This is a genomic window from Amycolatopsis sp. NPDC003865 (assembly GCF_053605345.1).
Genome location: NZ_JBSGJA010000018.1, coordinates 185,746 through 203,149 on the forward strand (window position 1 = coordinate 185,746; position 17,404 = coordinate 203,149).

Below are 17,404 nucleotides of genomic sequence, written 5' to 3' on the forward strand. Positions count from 1 at the left end.
CTCCTCGGGATCGGTTTTACTCAGTACGTCCATCCCGAGCGACTGAGAGACCTGGCTCGCCGAAGTCGCAGCAACCACCCTCCGCAGGGCAGGTGCTACCGCCAGGACCGATGGAGGCCGTTTCCGATGAAGAGGGTAGCCCGCCCCCTGCTCCTGACCAGGCGTCGCGTTGTCGACGAAGGCCGCCGCTCCGTGACCGCATGTCGACGCTCCCACTGAGCTCGTCGTAGCCGGTCCACCTCTTCTTCACGCACCGTCCACTTAGGACGACTTTCGCTTGCGGCCGGGTGCCGCGCGCCGCGCGCACCCCGTTTTCTGGAGCCTTCGTGATCACCGTCGAAAACCTGTCCAAATCCTTTGCCACCAACGGAAATTCGGTCCTCGCCCTGCGCGACGTGAGCGTCGACGTCCAGGCGGGCTCGCTGTTCGGCGTGGTCGGTCCCGCCGGGTCCGGCAAGTCCGTCCTCGCCCGCTGCATCGCGCTGCAGGAGCGGCCCGACCGCGGTGTCGTCCGGCTCGACGGCCTCAACACCGGCACCCTCGACGGCCGCCGCCTGCGCGAGATCCGCCGCCAGCTCGGCGTCGTCTCGACCAAGCCGGAGCTGATCGCCGAGCGCACCATCGCCGGCAACATCGCCTCCCCGCTCGAGCAGCTCGGCGTCGACGGCCCGCAGCGCCGCAGCCGGGTCGGCTCGCTGCTCGACCTGGTCGGCCTGACGCAGCGCGCGACGCAGCGTCCCGGCGAGCTGTCGGAGGGTCAGCTCCGCCGCGTCGCGGTCGCCAAGGCCCTCGCGGCGGCGCCCGCCGTGCTGCTCGCCGACGACCCGACGGCCGGCGTCGACCCGGAGGAGGCCGGTTCGGTCCTCGCCGTGCTCGACCGCGCCCGCTCCGAGCTGGGCACCACGGTTGTCATCACGACGCCGGACGCCGGCGTGGTCCGCCGGGTCTGCGACGACGTCGCGGTGCTCGAGGACGGCACAGTCGTCGAGCGCGGCACGGTGCTCGACCTGATCTCGAACCCGGCCAGCCGCACCGCGCAGGCGCTGCTGCCCGCCATCGAGACCACGCGCTCGCAGGCGTCGCGCTACGACCGCTCGGTCGACGTCGTGCTGGTCGGCTTCGCGTCGGTCGGCGCGCTGCTGCCCGAGGCGGCGGGCCGCTTCGACGTCGAGTTCGCCACCATCGGCGGCGGCCTGACCCGGATCGGCGACACCCCGGTCGGCCGCTTCCGCCTGGGTGTCCGCGGCGAGCGCGCCGACGCGGCCCTGGCCTGGGTCGCCGAGCGCGGCGGCCACGTGACGCACACCGCTCGCGGCCCCCAGGGCGTCGCGGCCTGACCCGAACCCCGAGAACGCCCCGATGCGCATGGCGCATCGGGGCGTTTTCGCGGGCACGTAGGCTGGTCGGGTGCTCGCCGTAGTTCCGCCCCCAGTCACCGTCCGGGTTCCGGCCAAGGTCAACCTGCACCTGGCGGTCGACGACCTGCGCGAAGACGGTTACCACGAGCTGGTGACCGTCTTCCAGGCGCTGTCGCTGACCGACGAGGTGACCGTCGCGGTCACCGAAGAGCCCGGCATCGAGGTCTACGGCGAGGGGGAGGGCTCGGTCCCGACCGGCCCCGAAAACCTGGCCTGGCGCGCGGTCGAAGCGCTGTCCGCGCACGTCGGGCGCTCCGGCGACCCGAAGGTCCGGGTGGTGCTGCGCAAGGGCATCCCGGTCGCGGGCGGCATGGCGGGCGGCAGTGCCGACGCGGCCGCGACCCTGGTCGGGCTGGCGAGCCTGTGGAACCTCGACGTCACGCGCGACGAACTCGCCGAAATCGCCGCCGGCCTGGGCAGCGACGTCCCGTTCGCGCTCTACGGCGGCACCGCGCTGGGCACCGGGCGCGGAGAGCGGCTCGTCCCGGTGCTCTCCCGGCACACCTTCCACTGGGTGCTCGCCTTCGACGAGCAGGGCCTGTCGACGCCGAAGGTGTTCGGCGAGCTCGACCGGCTGCGCGCGGACGGCAACCCGCCGCGGATCGGCTCGCACACCCCGGTCGTCGAGGCGCTGGCATCGGGTGACCCGCGGCAGCTGGCGCTGCTGCTGGGCAACGACCTCCAGGCGGCGGCGGTGTCGCTGCGGCCGGGCCTGCGCCGCACGCTGCGCGCGGGCGTCAACGCGGGCGCGCTCGCCGGCACGGTCTCCGGCTCCGGCCCGACCTGCGCGTTCCTCTGCGAGGACGCGCAGACGGCGGTCGAGGTCGCCGCCGAGCTGTCGGGTGCCGGGGTGTGCCGCACGGTCCGGGTGGCGCACGGCCCGGTCCCCGGCGCCCGCGTCGTCGGTGGCGACGACGCGCCGCGCCCGGCCCCGCCGCGCGTGCACGCTTGATCGTCCACTGTGGACTTCTGTTACTGAGGAAAGGATCCGGATGGCCAACCTGGTCAACCTGGAGGCGGTGAGCAAGTCCTACGGGGTTCGCCCGCTCCTGGACGGCGTGTCGCTGGGTGTCGCGGCCGGGCAGCGCATCGGCGTCGTCGGCCTCAACGGCGGCGGCAAGACCACCCTGCTGGAAGTCCTTTCCGGACTCGCCGAGCCGGATTCCGGTCGGGTGAGCCAGGTTCGCGACCTCCGGATGGCGGTGGTCACCCAGCGCACCGAGCTGCCGGACGGCAGTACGGTCGGCGACGTCGTCCTCGAACGCTACGGCGCCGAGCACGAATGGGCCGCCGACGCCCGCGTTCGCTCCATTGTGGACGGACTCGGGATCACCGCGATCGGGCTGGACACGCCGACCGCGAACCTCTCCGGCGGCGAGCGGCGCCGCGTTTCACTCGCCGCCGCGCTGACCGGCGAGCTCGACCTGGTCGTGCTCGACGAGCCGACCAACCACCTGGACGTCGAAGGTGTCCGCTGGCTCGCCGACCACCTCCTGTCCCGCCGGATCGCCGTCGTGGTCGTCACCCACGACCGGTGGTTCCTCGACACGGTCGCGACGCTGACGTGGGAGGTCGCGAACGGCCGCGTCGAGCAGTACGAAGGCGGTTACGCGGACTGGATCTTCGCGCGCGCCGAGCGGGCGCGGCTGGCCGCGACGGCGGAGGAGAAGCGGCAGAACCTGGCCCGCAAGGAACTGGCGTGGCTGCGCCGCGGCCCGCAGGCGCGCTCGTCGAAGCCGCGCTACCGCGTCGAAGCGGCCGAAGCGCTGATCGCCGACGTCCCGCCGCCACGCGACTCCGTCGAGCTGCAGGCGTTCGCCAAGCGGCGGCTCGGCAAGACGGTGCTGGAGCTGGAGGACACGACCTACCAGGTCGGCGAGCGGACGCTGCTCGACCACGTCACCTGGCGGATCGGCCCGGGCGACCGGATCGGCCTGGTCGGGGTGAACGGCTCGGGCAAGACGTCGCTGCTGAAGCTGCTCGGCGGCGACGTCGAGGGCTCGACCGGCCGCCGCATCGAGGGCAAGACGGTCGCGCTCGCGCACCTGCGCCAGGAGCTCGACGACCTGCCCGGCGACCTGCGCGTGCTGCAGGCGATCGAGCAGGTGGCCGGGCGCGTGGTGTTCGGCAAGCAGGAGATGACGGCGTCGCAGCTGGGCGAGAAGCTCGGGTTCCCGCAGGCCCGCCAGTGGACCCCGGTCGGCGACCTGTCGGGCGGCGAGCGGCGCCGGCTGCAGCTGTGCCGGCTGCTGATGGCCGAGCCGAACGTGCTGCTGCTGGACGAGCCGACGAACGACCTCGACATCGACACGCTCCAGCAGCTGGAGGACCTCCTCGACGGCTGGCCGGGCACGATGGTCGTGGTGTCGCACGACCGCTACCTGGTGGAACGGGTCTGCGACACGATCGTCGCGTTGTTCGGAGACGGCCGGATCACGCACCTGCCGGGCGGGATCGAGGAGTACCTGAACCGCCGCGCGGCCGCTCAGCCGGCCGCGGGCCCGGCGCCCTCCGCGGAGAAGGTCGAAGCGAAGAAGTCGGCGGCGGACCTGCGTGCGGCGCAGAAGGAACTGGGCCGGCTGGAGCGCAAGCTGGACCAGCTGCACGCGAAGGAGGAGAAGCTCCACGCGTCGCTGCTGGAGGCGGCGACGGACCCGGCGAAGCTGATGGAGCTGAACGCGGAGCTGAAGGGCGTCCAGGGCGAGATCGAGGACGTCGAGGGCCGGTGGCTGGAGACCTCCGAACTGCTGGAGTGACACAGCTCCCAGTAATGTCTGCTCCATGAGCAGGTTCGTGGACACGCTCGTCGCCACCGCGGCGGGCCGGGGTCAGCAGCGTGGCATGGTCACCGGGGAGCCGAAGGAGCCGGTCCGGCGGACCTGGGGTGAGGTGCACGAAGAAGCCCGGCGGATCGCCGGGGGCCTCGTCGCCGCGGGGTTCCGGCCGGGAACCGCCGTCGGCGTGCTCGCCGCCGCGCCCGTGTTGATCGCGCCGACCGTGCAGGCCGTCTGGCTGGCCGGGGGCAGCGTCACCATGCTGCACCAGCCGACCCCGCGGACCGATCTCGCCGAGTGGGCCGAGGACACCGTGCGCGTGCTCGGGATGATCGGGTCGGACCTCGTGCTGCTGGGCGAGCCCTTCGACCAGCTCGCGCCCGTGCTCGAAGAAAAGGGCATCGGGTTCAAGCTGATCACGGACCTCACGAAGGCCGCGCCGCTCGACGAGGTCGTCGCCACCGACGAGGGCGACACCGCGCTGCTGCAGCTGACCAGCGGCTCGACCGCCGACCCCAAGGCCGTGCGGATCACCTACGGGAACCTGTACTCCAACGTCAAGGCCATGGTCGACCGCGCGGAGTTCGACTTCGACGTCGACGTCATGGTGTCGTGGCTGCCGACCTTCCACGACATGGGCATGGTCGGCTTCCTGACCGTGCCGATGACCTTCGGCGTCGAGCTCGTCAAGATCACGCCGGTCGAGTTCCTCTCCGGGCCGTTGATCTGGCCGGAGCTGATCACCAAGTACGGCGGCACGACGACGGCGGCGCCGAACTTCGCCTACGCCATCGTCGGGCGCCGGATGGCCCGCGTCGACGACGACAACGCCTACGACCTCTCGAAGCTGCGCATCGCCCTCAACGGCGCCGAGCCCATCGACGAGACCGCCGTCCAGACCTTTGTGGACGCCGGGGCGCGGTTCAAGATGCCCGCGGAATGCGTTTTCCCGGCCTACGGCATGGCCGAGGCGACGCTGGCCGTGTCGTTCGCGCCGCTGTTCACCGGGCTCACGCTCGACGTCGTCGAAGCCGACGCGCTCGAAGCCGACAACCGGGCGGTGCCGGTGCCGGAAGGCGACCCGCGCCGCGGTACCGACAGCGTCCGGTCGTTCGCGCTGCTCGGCCGTCCGCTGGACGGGCTGGAAGCGGAGATCGTCAACGAAGCGGGGGCGCGGGTCGGCGACCGCGAGGTCGGCGAAATCCGGCTGCGCGGCGAGGCCGTGACGCCCGGCTACCTGACCATGGAGGGCCCGGTCGCGACCCAGGACGACGAGGGCTGGCTGAACACCGGCGACCTCGGGTACCTGGTGGACGGTCAGATCGTCATCTGCGGCCGCCGCAAGGACGTCATCATCATGGGCGGCCGCAACCTGTACCCGACGGACATCGAGCGCGCGGCGACGTCGGTCGACGGGGTCCGGGCGGGCAACGCCGTGGCGGTCCGGCTGGACGCGGGCAGCCGCCGCGAGCGGTTCGCGGTGGTCGTGGAGTCGAAGCTGGCGGGCGACGCCGAGGCCGAGAAGAACCTGATGAAGCAGGTCTCGGCGCGGGTCCGCGACGCCGTGGACATGCGGCCGTACGCGGTGGTCGTGCTGCCGGCGGGGAGCCTGCCGAAGACGCCGTCGGGCAAGGTCAAGCGCGCGGCCACGGCGGTCCAGTTCGCGGAGAAGATCTCGAAGAACGCCGACGCCTGACGCACTCCGGCGGCGGGCCGTGACGACCCGCCGCCGGCGTGGTCAGCGCTGCTGGAGGCGCTCCGCGCGCAACGTCGGCGGGGTGGCGCGCGAGGCCGTGGCTTCCGAGGGCGTGCGGGCGCCCGGGAGGTCCGGGGCATGGCCGGTGCGGGCGGCGAGCTGGTCCTCGACCCGGTCCAGGAAGTCGTCGACTTCGCGCTCGTCGTAGCCGCGCTTGCCGATCAGCGGCTTCGCGAACACCACGTGGTGCACTTCGGCGGCGGTCAGGTCGTCCTCCTCGGCGAACGTCTTGGCGATGCGCCGGACGAACTCGTCGACCTCCTGCTTCGCGTAGCCGCGGCGGCCGATCGGGGCGTTACCGAAGGTGACCTCGGCGAGGTCTTCGGCGGTGAACGACATGCAACTCTCCGATTCCGGGGGTTGGGCGGTGCTAACTGCCGTACACCGTCCTAACCCGCGGACGGGCTCCCCCGGAAGAGTCGGACCCCGAAGCTCACCCCGACGGGCGGTCGCCGGCCGCCTGTGGGTGAGCAGGGATTACCCAGCGCGTTGTGGCCGGTCTCACACGCCTCAGGACCGGCCGAACCACTTCTTCGGGCCCTGCGGGCGCTCCTCGACGGCCGGCCGCGGGTTCCGCAGCTCCACCAGTGCGGCCTCGGCCTCGTCGAGGAACAGGTCCACCTGGCCCTGGTCGTAGGAGCGCATGCCGACCGGCATGATCGTGAACTCGACGTAGTGGATGTCGTCCGCGGTCAGGATGTTGCGACCGGACAGCGCCTCGGCGATCAGGTCGAGGAACGCGTCGACCTCGTCCTCGTTGTAGCCGCGCCGGCCGAAGCGGGGTTTGCCGAACGCGATCGCCCGGACTTCGTCAGGGGTCATGGGCTCACCTTGCCACCGGAGTCAGCCCGCATGGAAGGCGTTCTGCGCGGCCGCGAGGCCGGTACCGACCAGCGCCTCGGTCGCGTCCGCGCAGCGGTCCACCTCGAACGGGAGCTCCTTGCGCTCGACCGTCGAGAAGTCCTTCAGGACGAAGTCCGCCGGGTCCTGGCGGCCGGGCGGGCGGCCGATGCCGAACCGGACCCGGTAGTAGTCGCGGGTGCCGAGCGACTTCGTGATCGAGCGGAGTCCATTGTGGCCGTTGTCGCCGCCGCCGAACTTCAGCTTCAGCGCGCCGAAGTCGACGTCCAGCTCGTCGTGCACCACGACCACGCCGGACGGCGGCACCTTGTAGAACCGCGCGGCGCCGACCACCGGGCCGCCGGAAACGTTCATGTACGACCGCGGCTTCACCAGCACGACGCGGCGGCCGCCCAGCCGGCCTTCGAGCACCTCGCCGCCGCTCTTGTGCGCCTTGAACTTGCCGCCGATGCGGGTGGCGAGCTCGTCCAGCACCATGAAGCCGACGTTGTGCCGGTTTCCGGCGTACTGGGGCCCGGGATTGCCGAGGCCGGCGAGCAGGATCAGCTCGCCGGCCCCGGGCAGGTCTTCGGTCATGCGCAAAAATGTAACAGCGGAGCGAAGCTCCTCCGTTGAGGGTGGTGGTGGGGAGGAAGGCGGATTATTCGGCGGCTTCGGCCGACTCTTCGCCCGCCTCGGCGGCGGCCTCGTCCTCGGTCTCTTCGCGCTGCGGCTCGTTGACGGCCACGACCAGCGCCTCGGGGTCGGTGACCAGGGTCGCGCCCTTGGGCAGCTCGACCTGGCCGGCCAGCACCTGGCTGCCGATCTCGAGGCCCTCGATGGAGACCTCGAACTGCTCCGGGATGTGCAGCGCCTCGACCTCGACCTGCAGGGTGTCGACGTCCTGGTTGACCAGGCCGCCGGGGCCGGGGGTGCCGGAGACGACGACCGGGACGTCGACGACGATCTTCTCGCCGCGCTTCACGACCAGCAGGTCGACGTGCTCGATGTAGTTCTTCAGCGGGTGCACGACGATCGTCTTCGTCAGCGCGAGCTCGTCGGAGCCCTCGATGGCGAGGGTGATGACGGCGTTGGAGCCGTTCTCACGGACGACGCGGGCGAACTCGATGGCCGGCAGCGCGAAGTGCCGCGGGTCCGAGCCGTGGCCGTAGAGAACGGCGGGGATCTTGCCGGCGCGACGCGTGCGACGCGCGGCGCCCTTGCCGAACTCGGTGCGCGGCTCGACGGACAGACGTACCTCGGACACGGTGTGGCACTCCTTCAAATCACGAACATGGTGCGGGAGACAGCATGCTGCGGCGGGGGATGCTTGCGTTGTTCTGTTCAGGCGGTTGCGTTCGGCGGCGAGTTTCCGGGCGTGCACGACGACGGGGGCTACTCGAGCCGCCGCGTCGATCACGCCGGGCACCCCAGAAGGGCCCCGCCTCGCCGAGACAACCTCAAGAGTGTAAACCAACCTCATCACGGTGGGTTGCGGCGGGGGCCCGGCCCAGGCTAGAACCCTCCTGAACCCCGGTGCGTGACGACACAAATCCGGTGGCGGGACTTCACCGGCCGAGGTGTCCTCGGGTACAGCGGGAGAGCAGGGGGCGGAAGATGCGGGCTCGACGGGCCACGACGGCGGCGGCGGTGCTGCTGCTGGGCGGACTGCTGGCCGGCTGCCAGGTGGCGGTCCCCGGCACCGCCGGGGTCTCCGCGGCCGGGCAGCAGACGGCCGACCGGCGCGCCGAGCAGCGCACCGCGGTCGACGCCGCGCTGACCGCGCTGGGCCAGGCACCCGCGCTCGCCTTGAAGTCGGCGGTCAACGGCGCCGAGCAGCAGTTCCGGGTCACCCGCGGCGGCAACGCGCTCGGCGGGCTGCCGCTGGAGGGCCGCGTCGTCCAGGTGACCGCCGCCGCGGGGCAGTTCTACCTGCAGGCCGACGCCGACTACTGGAAGGCGCACGCCATCGACGAGGGCACGCAGTTCGGCACGAGCTGGGTGCGTTCCCTCGGCTCCGAGCTGCCGCTCGACCCGGCCGCGCGGTTCGCCCCGAAGGCGCTGGCCGACGGGCTGCGCAAGGCACTGTCCGGCCTCGACCGGCTGGGCGACCCCGTCAAGGCGAAGCTCCCGGACGGCACCGAGGTCTACCAGCTCGGCGCGGCACCCAGCGTCCTGCGCGTCACGACGGCGAAGCCGAACCGGGTGGTCAGCTTCGCCCCGGCGCTGCTCGACCCGCAGGCCGGCCCGAAGTTCGGCACCGAATTCCGCGTCGACCAGCTCACCGGCGACGCGCTCAAGACGTTCCACACCGACCTCGACAACACCGTCGGCGGGCTGGGCCAGCCGTTCGAAGGCCTGGTGCAGGCCAGCGCCGTCGTCACGAACGACAAGCTCGACTGCAAGGACTTCGTCGGCTCCTGCACGACGACCGTCGACGTCTCCACCAGCGTCGTCGGCTCGCCGTCGGGCGGCGGGAAGAGCGTCGTGCACATCAACCTCTCGGTCGAGGTGAGCGCCGATTCGCTCGGTTCGCAGACCTGCACGGCGGCGGCCGACGCCGAGCCGTACGCGACGGTCAAGATGTCCTGCACGGTCAAGTTCAAGCTGCCGAACCGCACGGCGAGCTACCAGGTCCTGTCCAAGCCGAACGCGACCGCGGAGGTCCGCGCGGCCCTCGACGTCAACGCCGTGAAGCAGCAGGTCGCGGCCGAGTTCGCCGGCCTGGGCGGCTGAGCTGGACACCTACCCCGGGGTGCGTTGCTTCCGTTGAAGTAGGTGATCTTCCGTTCCTAGCATCGGCTGCGGACAGCCGAACTGAACGGAGAAACAGACATGGCCAAGCTGGTCATTTTCGGGGGAACGGGCTACGCCGGGGGCAAGATCGGCGCCGAGGCGGTGCGCCGCGGGCACGAGGTGGTCGGCGTCGCGCGCAACGCGGGTTCCGCACCCAAAGGCGTCGACGAGCGGCAGGGTTCGCTGCACGACGAGGAGTTCGTGGCCGGGCTGGCCAAGGACGCCGACGTCTTCGTGGTCGCCACCCCGGCCCGCGCGATCGACGGCAAGAAGCTGATCGACGCCGTGCCGTCGCTGGCCCGGATCGCGCGCGAGAACGACGTCCGGCTGTCCTTCGTGGGTGGCGCGGCGAGCCTGCTGGTCGCCGAGGGCGGCCCGCGGCTGTTCGACACCCCGGAGTTCCCGGCCGAGTACAAGGACGAGGCCGGCAGCCACGCCGAGGTGCTCGGCCTGCTGCGTGAGCAGCCCGAGGGCCTCGACTGGTTCTACGTCAGCCCCGCCGCCGAGTTCGGTGCCTGGACCCCGGGCGAGCGCAAGGGTGCCTACCGCGTCGGCGGCGAGGTCCTGGTGACCGACGAGAACGGCAAGTCGCACATCGGTGGCGACGACTTCGCGATCGCGTACGTCGACGAGATCGAGCAGCCGAAGCACCACCGCGCGCGGTTCACGGTCGCCTACTGAAGCTCTTTCAGTACCGGCGCGAAGGTCTCCGTGAACGGCTCGAAGACCGTGATGTAGGAGAAGCCGTAGCGCTCGCGCCGCGTTTCGAGCTGCCCGGCGATCTCCTCGACCGTGCCCAGCAGGAGCTGGGGCGCGTCGAGGAGTTCCCGGGCGTCGGGGACGGCGCTGCGCTCGGTCAGCTCGTGCCAGGCTTCGGCGGCCTTTTCGCGGTCGTCGGTGACCTCGACGTGCTGGACGAGCATGTTGTACTCGACGTCGCGATCGGTCTTGGCCCGGAAGTACGCGACGCGTTCGTCCATCGCCTCGGCGTTGTCGAGCTTGAAGGTGCCCGGCGGCTTGCCCGGCTGCTGCCGGAGCCCGCCGAACCCGACGACGTCCGCGTGGCCGGCGGCCAGCTCCAGGACGCCGTCGCTGTTGCCCGCGATGAGCAGCCGCGGCTGCGGGATGCCCTCGTCCTCGAAGTGTTTCCGCAGGTAGCCGAGGCTCTCCTCGAGGTAGCCGATCCGGGCCGACGCCCTGTGCCAGGGCAGTCCGGCGTTGTCGAATTCGGCCTTCATGTGCCCGGCGCCGAGCCCGAGGTCGAGGCGGCCGTCGAGCAACGCGGCCGTCGAGGAGGCTTCGCGGGCGAAGAGGGCGAGGTTGTAGAAGGGCACATTGGACACGAGCGTGCCCAGCCGCGGCCGCTCGGTGACGGCGCCCGCCATGGCCAGCACCGGGAACGGCGCGAACCGGCCGGTGCCGAGGTGGTCGGGCACGGTGATGACGTCGTAGCCGAGTTCCTCGGCGCGCCGGCACTTGGCGATCCAGGCGTCCCGGCCGCCGATCTCGCGGAGGCTGACACCGAACTTGAAGTTCCCCATGCCGGCGACGCTAGCGCCGGGAACCGCCGCCGGGCGCGGAGTTCGCGCCCGGCGGACGGATCAGGCGTTGCCGTCGAAGAGGGACGTGACCGAGCCGTCTTCGAAGACCTGCTGGATGGCTTCCGCCAGCATCGGCGCGATCGACAGGACCGTCAGCCCCTCGAAGCGCTTCTCCTCGGGGATCGGCAGCGAGTTCGTCACGATGACCTCGCGCGCCTTGCACTGCGAAAGCCGCTCGGTCGCCGGGTCCGACAGGATGCCGTGGGTCGTCGCGATGACGACGTCGGCCGCGCCTTCGTCGATCAGGGCCTCGGTGGCCTTCACGATCGTGCCGCCGGTGTCGATCATGTCGTCGATCAGGACGCAGAGCTTGCCCTCGACCTTGCCGACCACGCGGTTGGCGACGGCCTGGTTCGGCTTGTCCGGGTCGCGCGTCTTGTGGATGAACGCGATCGGCCGGTCGCCCAGCGTCTGCGCCCACTTCTCGGCCAGCCGCACGCGGCCGGAGTCCGGCGAGACGACCGTGATGTCGGCGTCGCCGTAGGTCTTCTTGATGTGCTCGGCCAGCACGGTCTGCGCCATCAGGTGGTCGACCGGGCCGTCGAAGAAGCCCTGGATCTGCGCGGTGTGCAGGTCGACGGTCATGATCCGGTCGGCGCCCGCGGTCTTGAACAGGTCCGCGATCAGCCGCGCCGAGATCGGCTCGCGGCCCTTGTGCTTCTTGTCCTGGCGCGCGTACGGGTAGAACGGCATCACCACGGTGATCCGCTTCGCGCTCGCCCGCTTGAGCGCGTCCACCATGATCAGCTGCTCCATCACGTACTCGTTGATGGGCGTGGTGTGCGCTTGGATGACGAAGGCGTCGGTGCCGCGCACGGACTCCTCGAAGCGGACGAACAGCTCGCCGTTGGCGAACGTGTGCGCCGTCTGCGGGGTGATCGTCACGTTGAGGTGCTTCGCGACCTCTTCGGCGAGCTCCTGGTGCGCCCGTCCGGAGAAGAGCATCAAGTTCTTCTTCGGCGTACCTGACTTCGGACTCATGCTGGCGACTCCCCGTCGGTTCCTGCTGCTGACTCGGCGTCGAGCGCGGCCTGGGCCGCTTCCGCCGCGGGCGTACCCGGCCTGCGCCGGATCGCCCAGCCTTCGATGTTGCGCTGCGGCGGCGCCGACACCGCGAGTGTGCCTGGCGGGACGTCTTCGCGGATCACGGCACCCGCTCCACTGTAAGCGCCATCACCGACCCGCACCGGGGCGACGAACGTGTTGTCCGCGCCCATCCGGACATACGACCCGATAACGGTCCGGTGCTTGTTCACCCCGTCGTAGTTCACGAACACGCTGGAGCAGCCGATGTTGCTGTGCTCACCGATCGTGGCGTCGCCGACGTAGGTCAGGTGCGGCACCTTCGTGCCGGCGCCGATGTCGGCGGACTTCGTCTCGACGAACGCGCCGAGCTTGCCCTTCTCGCCCAGCTTGGTGCCCGGTCGCAGATAGGTGAACGGCCCGACGTTGACCCCGTCGCCCAGCTCGGAGTCCGAGCCGTGCACACGCACCACCGAGGCGCGGGCGCCGATGGTCATGTTCGTCAGGGTGCTGTCCGGACCGACCGTGGCGCCTTCGCCGACCGACGTCGTGCCCTTGAGCTGCACGCCGGGCTCGATGACGACGTCGCGCGACAGCGTCACGCCGGCGTCGATCCAGGTCGTGGCCGGGTCGACGACCGTGACGCCCTCGCGCTGCCAGCGCCGCACGATCCGGCGGTTGAGCTCGGCGCCGAGCACCGACAGCTGGACGCGGTCGTTGACGCCCTCGGTCAGCCACGGGTCGTCGACGACCAGCGCGCCGACGTGCAGCCCGTCGCCGTTCGCGATGCCGAGGACGTCGGTCAGGTAGAGCTCGCCCTGCGCGTTGTCGGTCGAAAGGCGCGAAAGGCCGTCACGCAGGACAGTGGCGTCGAAGGCGTAGACACCCGAGTTGATCTCGGTGATCTCCGACTGGTCCGGGGTGGCGTCCTTGTGCTCGACGATCCCGGTGACCTTGCCGCCCGCGTCGCGCACGATGCGGCCGTAGCCGGTCGGGTCGGCGACGACGGCGGTGAGCACGGTGACCGCGTTCTTCGCCTCGGTGTGCTCGTCGAGCAGGGCGCGCAGCGTCGTCGTGTCGAGCAGCGGGACGTCGCCGTAGCTGACGATCACCGTGCCGGTGAGGTCGGCGGGCAGGGTCGCCAGCGCGCAGGACACGGCGTGGCCGGTGCCCTTCTGCTCCTCCTGCACGGCGGTGCCGACCGTGCGCCCGAGGGCTTCCCCGACCCGGGCGAGGTGCTCCCCGACGGCTTCGCGGCCGTGGCCGGTGACCACGACGAGGTGCTCGGGACCCAGGCCGGCGGCGGCCCGGACGGCGTGCTCCACGAGGGGCCGCCCGGCGATCGGGTGCAGCACCTTCGGGGTCGCGGATCGCATGCGGGTGCCCTCACCCGCGGCGAGGATCAACGTGCTCAGCGGGCCGGTCAACGGCGCTCCCAACGGTTACCAGCAGGTGGCTTCTGTCGGGCTCAGATCCTAACTGTGGTCCTCGGCGTCCCACGCGGGGTCGGTCGGTGGGGCCTCGCCCGCCCACGCGGCGGCCGGGTCGGCGGCCATCGAGTTGGCCGACGCCACCTGGTTGCCGCCGCCGCGTTTCGCCTGGTACATGGCCGCGTCCGCGCGCGCGAGGACCTGCTCGCCGCGCTCCTGCGGCCGCAGCGAGACGAGCCCGATGGACAGCGTCACGCCGTGCGAGAGGTGGTGCGGCAGGTTCGACACGGACTTGACCGCGCGGCCGAGCGCCATCTTCGCCGCGGACGCCGGCGTGCCCGGCAGCAGGACGATGAACTCGTCGCCGCCGTAACGCGCCACGAGGTCGTCGCCGCGCAGGGCGTCACGCAGCGTGCTCGCGACGACACGCAGCACGTTGTCGCCTTCGGCGTGGGACTGCTTGTCGTTGACACCCTTGAAGCCGTCGAGGTCGACCAGCGCGACCGCGAGGGGCTGCGCGTCGGCCGAGGACGCGAGCTGGCGCAGCTTCTCGTCCAGCGCGCGCCGGTTCGGCAGGCCGGTGAGCGGGTCCTGCAGCGCCTGCTGGGTGATCGCGCCGTGCTCGGCGGACAGCCGTTCGTGCTCGCGGCGCGCGTTCAGCGTGGCGATCTGCGACTCGCGCAGGCTCCACATCTCGGACTCGAGGCGGGTCGCGTAGTCGATCAGCGACTGGCTCGCGCCGGACGCGTAGTCCGGGCTCGTGTCGAGCCGGGCCAGCTCGCGCGCGATGTTCAACCGCATCGACGGCTGCGAGGTGTCGTCGGTCAGCGACTCGCGGGCGTGGCGCAGCACGTCGAGCGCCTCTTCGCGGCGGCCGGCCGTGTCGAGGCAGCGAGCCAGCGCGATGGCGACGATCTCGCGTTCGCCTGGGTAGCCGGTGCCCTCGTGCAGCTGGCGGAGCCGGTCGATCTGGTCGGCGCTCGGGTTGTGCAGCGCCTGCGCCGAGGCGAGGACGCCGACCTGGTCCACGGCCGGGACGCCCGCCTTCCGCGGGAACAGCGACTCGGTGAACGGGCCTTCGGCGGCCACGGCCATCGACGCGGCGGTGCGGAACTTCTCCGCGCTCTCGTCGTACTCGTCGATGCGCTCGAGCCGCAGGCCCCAGCCGAGCAGCATCTTGACGCGGTTCATCAGCTGCAGCGTGATCTCGTGCGGGCTCGCGCTTTCGCGGATGGCGCCGGCGGCGCGGCCGATGACCTCTTCGGCGGCCTCGTACACGCCGAGCTGGTTCAGCACGATCCAGCAATCGTTCAGCGCCGACCACAGCATCCGGTTCCAGGCGCGGATGCCGACCTGCCGGTTCGGGATCGCGGAGTCGTCGAGGATGGCCAGCGCGCGGGCGATCTCGGTGAGCGCGGGATCCTCCTGCGCGGCGATCACCAGCCGGCGGCCGCGCAGCGCGTGCGCGTCGGCCCGCAGCAGGGCGAGGCCGTGGCGCCGGGTGTGGGCGAGCATCTCGTCGAGCCGCGGCTCGGCCTCGGCCGCCAGGCCCTTGGTGATCAGCCGGGCGATCGCCGACGCGCGCAGGAGCTGCGCGATCATCGTCGGCTCGCCGCGGCGCTGGGTCTCGTCGAGCAGCTCGTCCATCATCTCGACGATCTGCAGCTGCTGGGTGTACTCCTGCCGCTGGACCGCGGCGATGAGCTCCCGCGCGCGCCCGACGAGCCAGGCGTCGGACATCTCGGCCAGCGCGGGACGCCTGGCCGCCACCGGGTCGGTCGCCTCGTCGGTCAGCGCCAACCTCCCGGAGTCGTGGGTTCGGGTCCTTCTGCTGCTCCGCCGCCAGGATTCGAACCTGAACTGTCAGAACCAAAATCTGAAGTGCTGCCGATTACACTACGGCGGATCGAACCTGGTCAGGATAGCGACGATCGGGTGTCGTCCGCGCGGGGGATGCGTTACGCACCTGTCCGCCGGGTATCCCCCTACGAAGGACCGGTGTGAGGTTCAGGCTCTCCCCAGCCGCCGAAACCTCCTGTACCGTAACTTACGGCATCGTAGGTTAGGTCACCCTTCGTAAGGGCGCCCGCGTAGGAAGAAGTGAAGCGTATGACGGCCACGCTCGACCGTTCTCAGCCCGCCGGGGAGCCTTCGGCCCCGAAGGGCCCCAAACCCGTTATCGAAGGCACGCGCGGCATCGGCGTGCAGCTGTCGGTGTACTTCGGCGTGATCGCGCCGCTCGTGGCACTGCTGGTCGCGGTGCCCTTCGCCTGGGGCTGGGGACTGAGCTGGGTCGACGTCGCCATCTTCGTCGTGTTCTACGCGGTCAGCGGGCTCGGCATCACGGTGTCGTACCACCGCTACTTCACGCACGGCTCGTTCAAGGCCAAGCAGTGGCTGCGCGTGTTCATGGCCATCGCGGGCAGCATCGCCCTGCAGGGCCCGGTGATCACCTGGGTCGCCGACCACCGCCGCCACCACGCGTTCTCCGACCGCGACGGTGACCCGCACTCGCCGTGGGCGTTCGGCACCTCGCCGTGGGCCATCGCGAAGGGCTTCTGGCACGCCCACATGGGCTGGCTGTTCGAGCGCGACCAGACCAACGCCGAGCGCTTCGCGCCGGACCTGGTCAAGGACCCGGCGATCAAGAAGGTCGACGACCTGTTCTGGCTCTGGGCACTGGTCAGCCTGGTGCTGCCGGCACTGCTGGGCGGCCTGATCTCGTGGTCGCTGTGGGGCGCGGTCACCGCGTTCTTCTGGGCGGGCCTGGTGCGCATCTGCGTGCTGCACCACGTGACGTGGTCGGTCAACTCGATCTGCCACATGATCGGCGAGCGCCCGTTCGCCGCCCGCGACAAGTCGGCGAACTTCTGGCCGCTGGCGATCTTCTCGTTCGGCGAGTCGTGGCACAACCTGCACCACGCCGACCCGACGTCGGCCCGCCACGGCGTCAAGCGCGGCCAGATCGACATCTCGGCGCGGCTGATCTGGATCTTCGAGAAGTTCGGCTGGGTGCACGACGTCCGTTGGCCGACTCCCCAGCGATTGGCCCGTATCGCGACGGAAAAGGGCTAGTCAACTAGGCTGCCCCGATGGCGGGGAGACGACGTTCCAAGCGAGAACAGCAGGTCACCGGGGCGCGTCCGGTCGCCCCGGTGACGCGCGTCCGGATGACGGGCACCGAGCGGCGCCAGCAGTTGCTGAACGTGGCGCGGGCGTTGTTCGCCGAGAAGGGCTTCGACGGAACGTCGATCGAGGAGATCGCCCACCGCGCCAACGTCTCGAAACCCGTGGTGTACGAACACTTCGGCGGCAAAGAGGGCATCTACGCGGTGGTCGTCGACCGCGAAACGCAGCTGCTGCTGGACCGCATGGTGTCCACCCTGCACGGCGGCCACCCCCGCGTGATGCTCGAACAGGCGGCGACGGCGTTGCTGTCCTACGTCGAGGACTCCCACGACGGGTTCCGGATCCTGGTGCGCGACTCGCCGGTGGCCAGTTCGACCGGCACGTTCTCGACGGTGCTGAACGACATCGCGAGCCAGGTGGAGCACATCCTGGCTCAGCAGTTCGCGGCCCGGGGGTACGACGAGAAGCTGGCGGCGTTGTACGCGCAGGCGTTGGTGGGCATGGTCGCGCTGACCGGCCAGTGGTGGCTGGACGCGCGGAAGCCGAAGCGGGACGAGGTCGCGGCGCACCTGGTCAACCTGGCTTGGAACGGGTTGTCGCACCTGGAGGACAAACCGAAGCTCCGGCTGGGTTAGCT

Annotated in this window: 16 protein-coding genes, 1 tRNA gene and 1 riboswitch; of the genes, 8 read left to right on the forward strand and 9 right to left on the reverse strand. The window is 71.0% G+C overall.

Going from position 1 to position 17,404, the window contains the following annotated elements:
* Positions 1–26: 26 nt before the first annotated feature.
* Positions 27–117, forward strand: a riboswitch (SAM riboswitch).
* A gap of 209 nt (positions 118–326) precedes the next feature.
* The 4 genes from ACWEVP_RS35490 to ACWEVP_RS35505 all read left to right on the forward strand — a co-directional run bounded on the left by ACWEVP_RS35490 (position 327) and on the right by ACWEVP_RS35505 (position 5,888).
* Positions 327–1,337 (forward strand): methionine ABC transporter ATP-binding protein, encoded by a 1,011-nt coding sequence (locus ACWEVP_RS35490; RefSeq protein WP_452066941.1) that lies wholly within the window; start codon positions 327–329, stop codon positions 1,335–1,337.
* Positions 1,338–1,407: 70 nt separating this feature from the next.
* A complete protein-coding gene (locus tag ACWEVP_RS35495) occupies positions 1,408–2,370 on the forward strand; it encodes a 4-(cytidine 5'-diphospho)-2-C-methyl-D-erythritol kinase (RefSeq protein WP_452066942.1) in 963 nt (320 codons plus the stop codon).
* 40 nt (positions 2,371–2,410) lie between these two features.
* Positions 2,411–4,174 (forward strand): ABC-F family ATP-binding cassette domain-containing protein, encoded by a 1,764-nt coding sequence (locus tag ACWEVP_RS35500; protein ID WP_452066943.1) that lies wholly within the window; start codon positions 2,411–2,413, stop codon positions 4,172–4,174.
* A gap of 25 nt (positions 4,175–4,199) precedes the next feature.
* A complete protein-coding gene (locus ACWEVP_RS35505) occupies positions 4,200–5,888 on the forward strand; it encodes a fatty acyl-AMP ligase (protein ID WP_452066944.1) in 1,689 nt (562 codons plus the stop codon).
* 42 nt (positions 5,889–5,930) lie between these two features.
* On the opposite strand, the gene ACWEVP_RS35510 is transcribed toward ACWEVP_RS35505, so the two are convergent.
* The 4 genes from ACWEVP_RS35510 to ACWEVP_RS35525 form a co-directional block, all read right to left on the reverse strand.
* A complete protein-coding gene (locus ACWEVP_RS35510; RefSeq protein WP_452066945.1) occupies positions 5,931–6,287 on the reverse strand; it encodes a DivIVA domain-containing protein in 357 nt (118 codons plus the stop codon).
* Positions 6,288–6,458: 171 nt separating this feature from the next.
* Complete coding sequence (locus tag ACWEVP_RS35515; RefSeq protein ID WP_452066946.1) at positions 6,459–6,770, reverse strand: DivIVA domain-containing protein; 312 nt, start codon at positions 6,768–6,770, stop codon at positions 6,459–6,461.
* Between the two features lie 21 nt (positions 6,771–6,791).
* Positions 6,792–7,385, reverse strand: a complete 594-nt coding sequence (gene pth, locus ACWEVP_RS35520) for an aminoacyl-tRNA hydrolase (RefSeq protein WP_452066947.1) — start codon at positions 7,383–7,385, stop codon at positions 6,792–6,794.
* Positions 7,386–7,449: 64 nt separating this feature from the next.
* Positions 7,450–8,055 carry a 50S ribosomal protein L25/general stress protein Ctc gene (locus ACWEVP_RS35525; RefSeq protein WP_452066948.1) on the reverse strand — a complete coding sequence of 202 codons (606 nt, stop codon included), beginning with the start codon at positions 8,053–8,055 and terminating at the stop codon, positions 7,450–7,452.
* 350 nt (positions 8,056–8,405) lie between these two features.
* On the opposite strand from ACWEVP_RS35525, the gene ACWEVP_RS35530 reads away from it, so the two are divergent.
* Positions 8,406–9,524 carry a hypothetical protein gene (locus ACWEVP_RS35530; RefSeq protein WP_452066949.1) on the forward strand — a complete coding sequence of 373 codons (1,119 nt, stop codon included), beginning with the start codon at positions 8,406–8,408 and terminating at the stop codon, positions 9,522–9,524.
* Positions 9,525–9,623: 99 nt separating this feature from the next.
* A complete protein-coding gene (locus tag ACWEVP_RS35535; RefSeq protein ID WP_452066950.1) occupies positions 9,624–10,265 on the forward strand; it encodes an NAD(P)-dependent oxidoreductase in 642 nt (213 codons plus the stop codon).
* On the opposite strand, the gene ACWEVP_RS35540 is transcribed toward ACWEVP_RS35535, so the two are convergent.
* From ACWEVP_RS35540 to ACWEVP_RS35560, 5 genes are all read right to left on the reverse strand, one after another.
* Positions 10,259–11,125, reverse strand: coding sequence for a TIGR03621 family F420-dependent LLM class oxidoreductase (locus ACWEVP_RS35540; protein ID WP_452066951.1), 867 nt, complete (start codon positions 11,123–11,125; stop codon positions 10,259–10,261). The two genes, ACWEVP_RS35535 and ACWEVP_RS35540, sit on opposite strands and share 7 nt — an antisense overlap.
* 60 nt (positions 11,126–11,185) lie before the next feature.
* Positions 11,186–12,166: a ribose-phosphate diphosphokinase gene (locus tag ACWEVP_RS35545; protein WP_452066952.1), complete on the reverse strand. Its 981-nt coding sequence runs from the start codon at positions 12,164–12,166 to the stop codon at positions 11,186–11,188.
* Positions 12,163–13,635 (reverse strand): bifunctional UDP-N-acetylglucosamine diphosphorylase/glucosamine-1-phosphate N-acetyltransferase GlmU, encoded by a 1,473-nt coding sequence (gene glmU / locus ACWEVP_RS35550; RefSeq protein ID WP_452066953.1) that lies wholly within the window; start codon positions 13,633–13,635, stop codon positions 12,163–12,165. The genes ACWEVP_RS35545 and glmU overlap by 4 nt, the downstream gene beginning before the upstream one ends.
* Before the next feature lie 48 nt (positions 13,636–13,683).
* On the reverse strand, positions 13,684–15,438 hold the full coding sequence (locus ACWEVP_RS35555; protein WP_452066954.1) for a diguanylate cyclase domain-containing protein: 1,755 nt from the start codon (positions 15,436–15,438) through the stop codon (positions 13,684–13,686).
* A gap of 34 nt (positions 15,439–15,472) precedes the next feature.
* Positions 15,473–15,544, reverse strand: a tRNA-Gln gene (locus ACWEVP_RS35560).
* Between the two features lie 203 nt (positions 15,545–15,747).
* On the opposite strand from ACWEVP_RS35560, the gene ACWEVP_RS35565 reads away from it, so the two are divergent.
* Entirely contained in the window at positions 15,748–16,713 is a 966-nt protein-coding gene (locus tag ACWEVP_RS35565) for an acyl-CoA desaturase (protein ID WP_452066955.1), read from the forward strand.
* 95 nt (positions 16,714–16,808) lie between these two features.
* Positions 16,809–17,402, forward strand: a complete 594-nt coding sequence (locus ACWEVP_RS35570; RefSeq protein ID WP_452067001.1) for a TetR family transcriptional regulator — start codon at positions 16,809–16,811, stop codon at positions 17,400–17,402.
* Positions 17,403–17,404 lie beyond the last annotated feature (2 nt).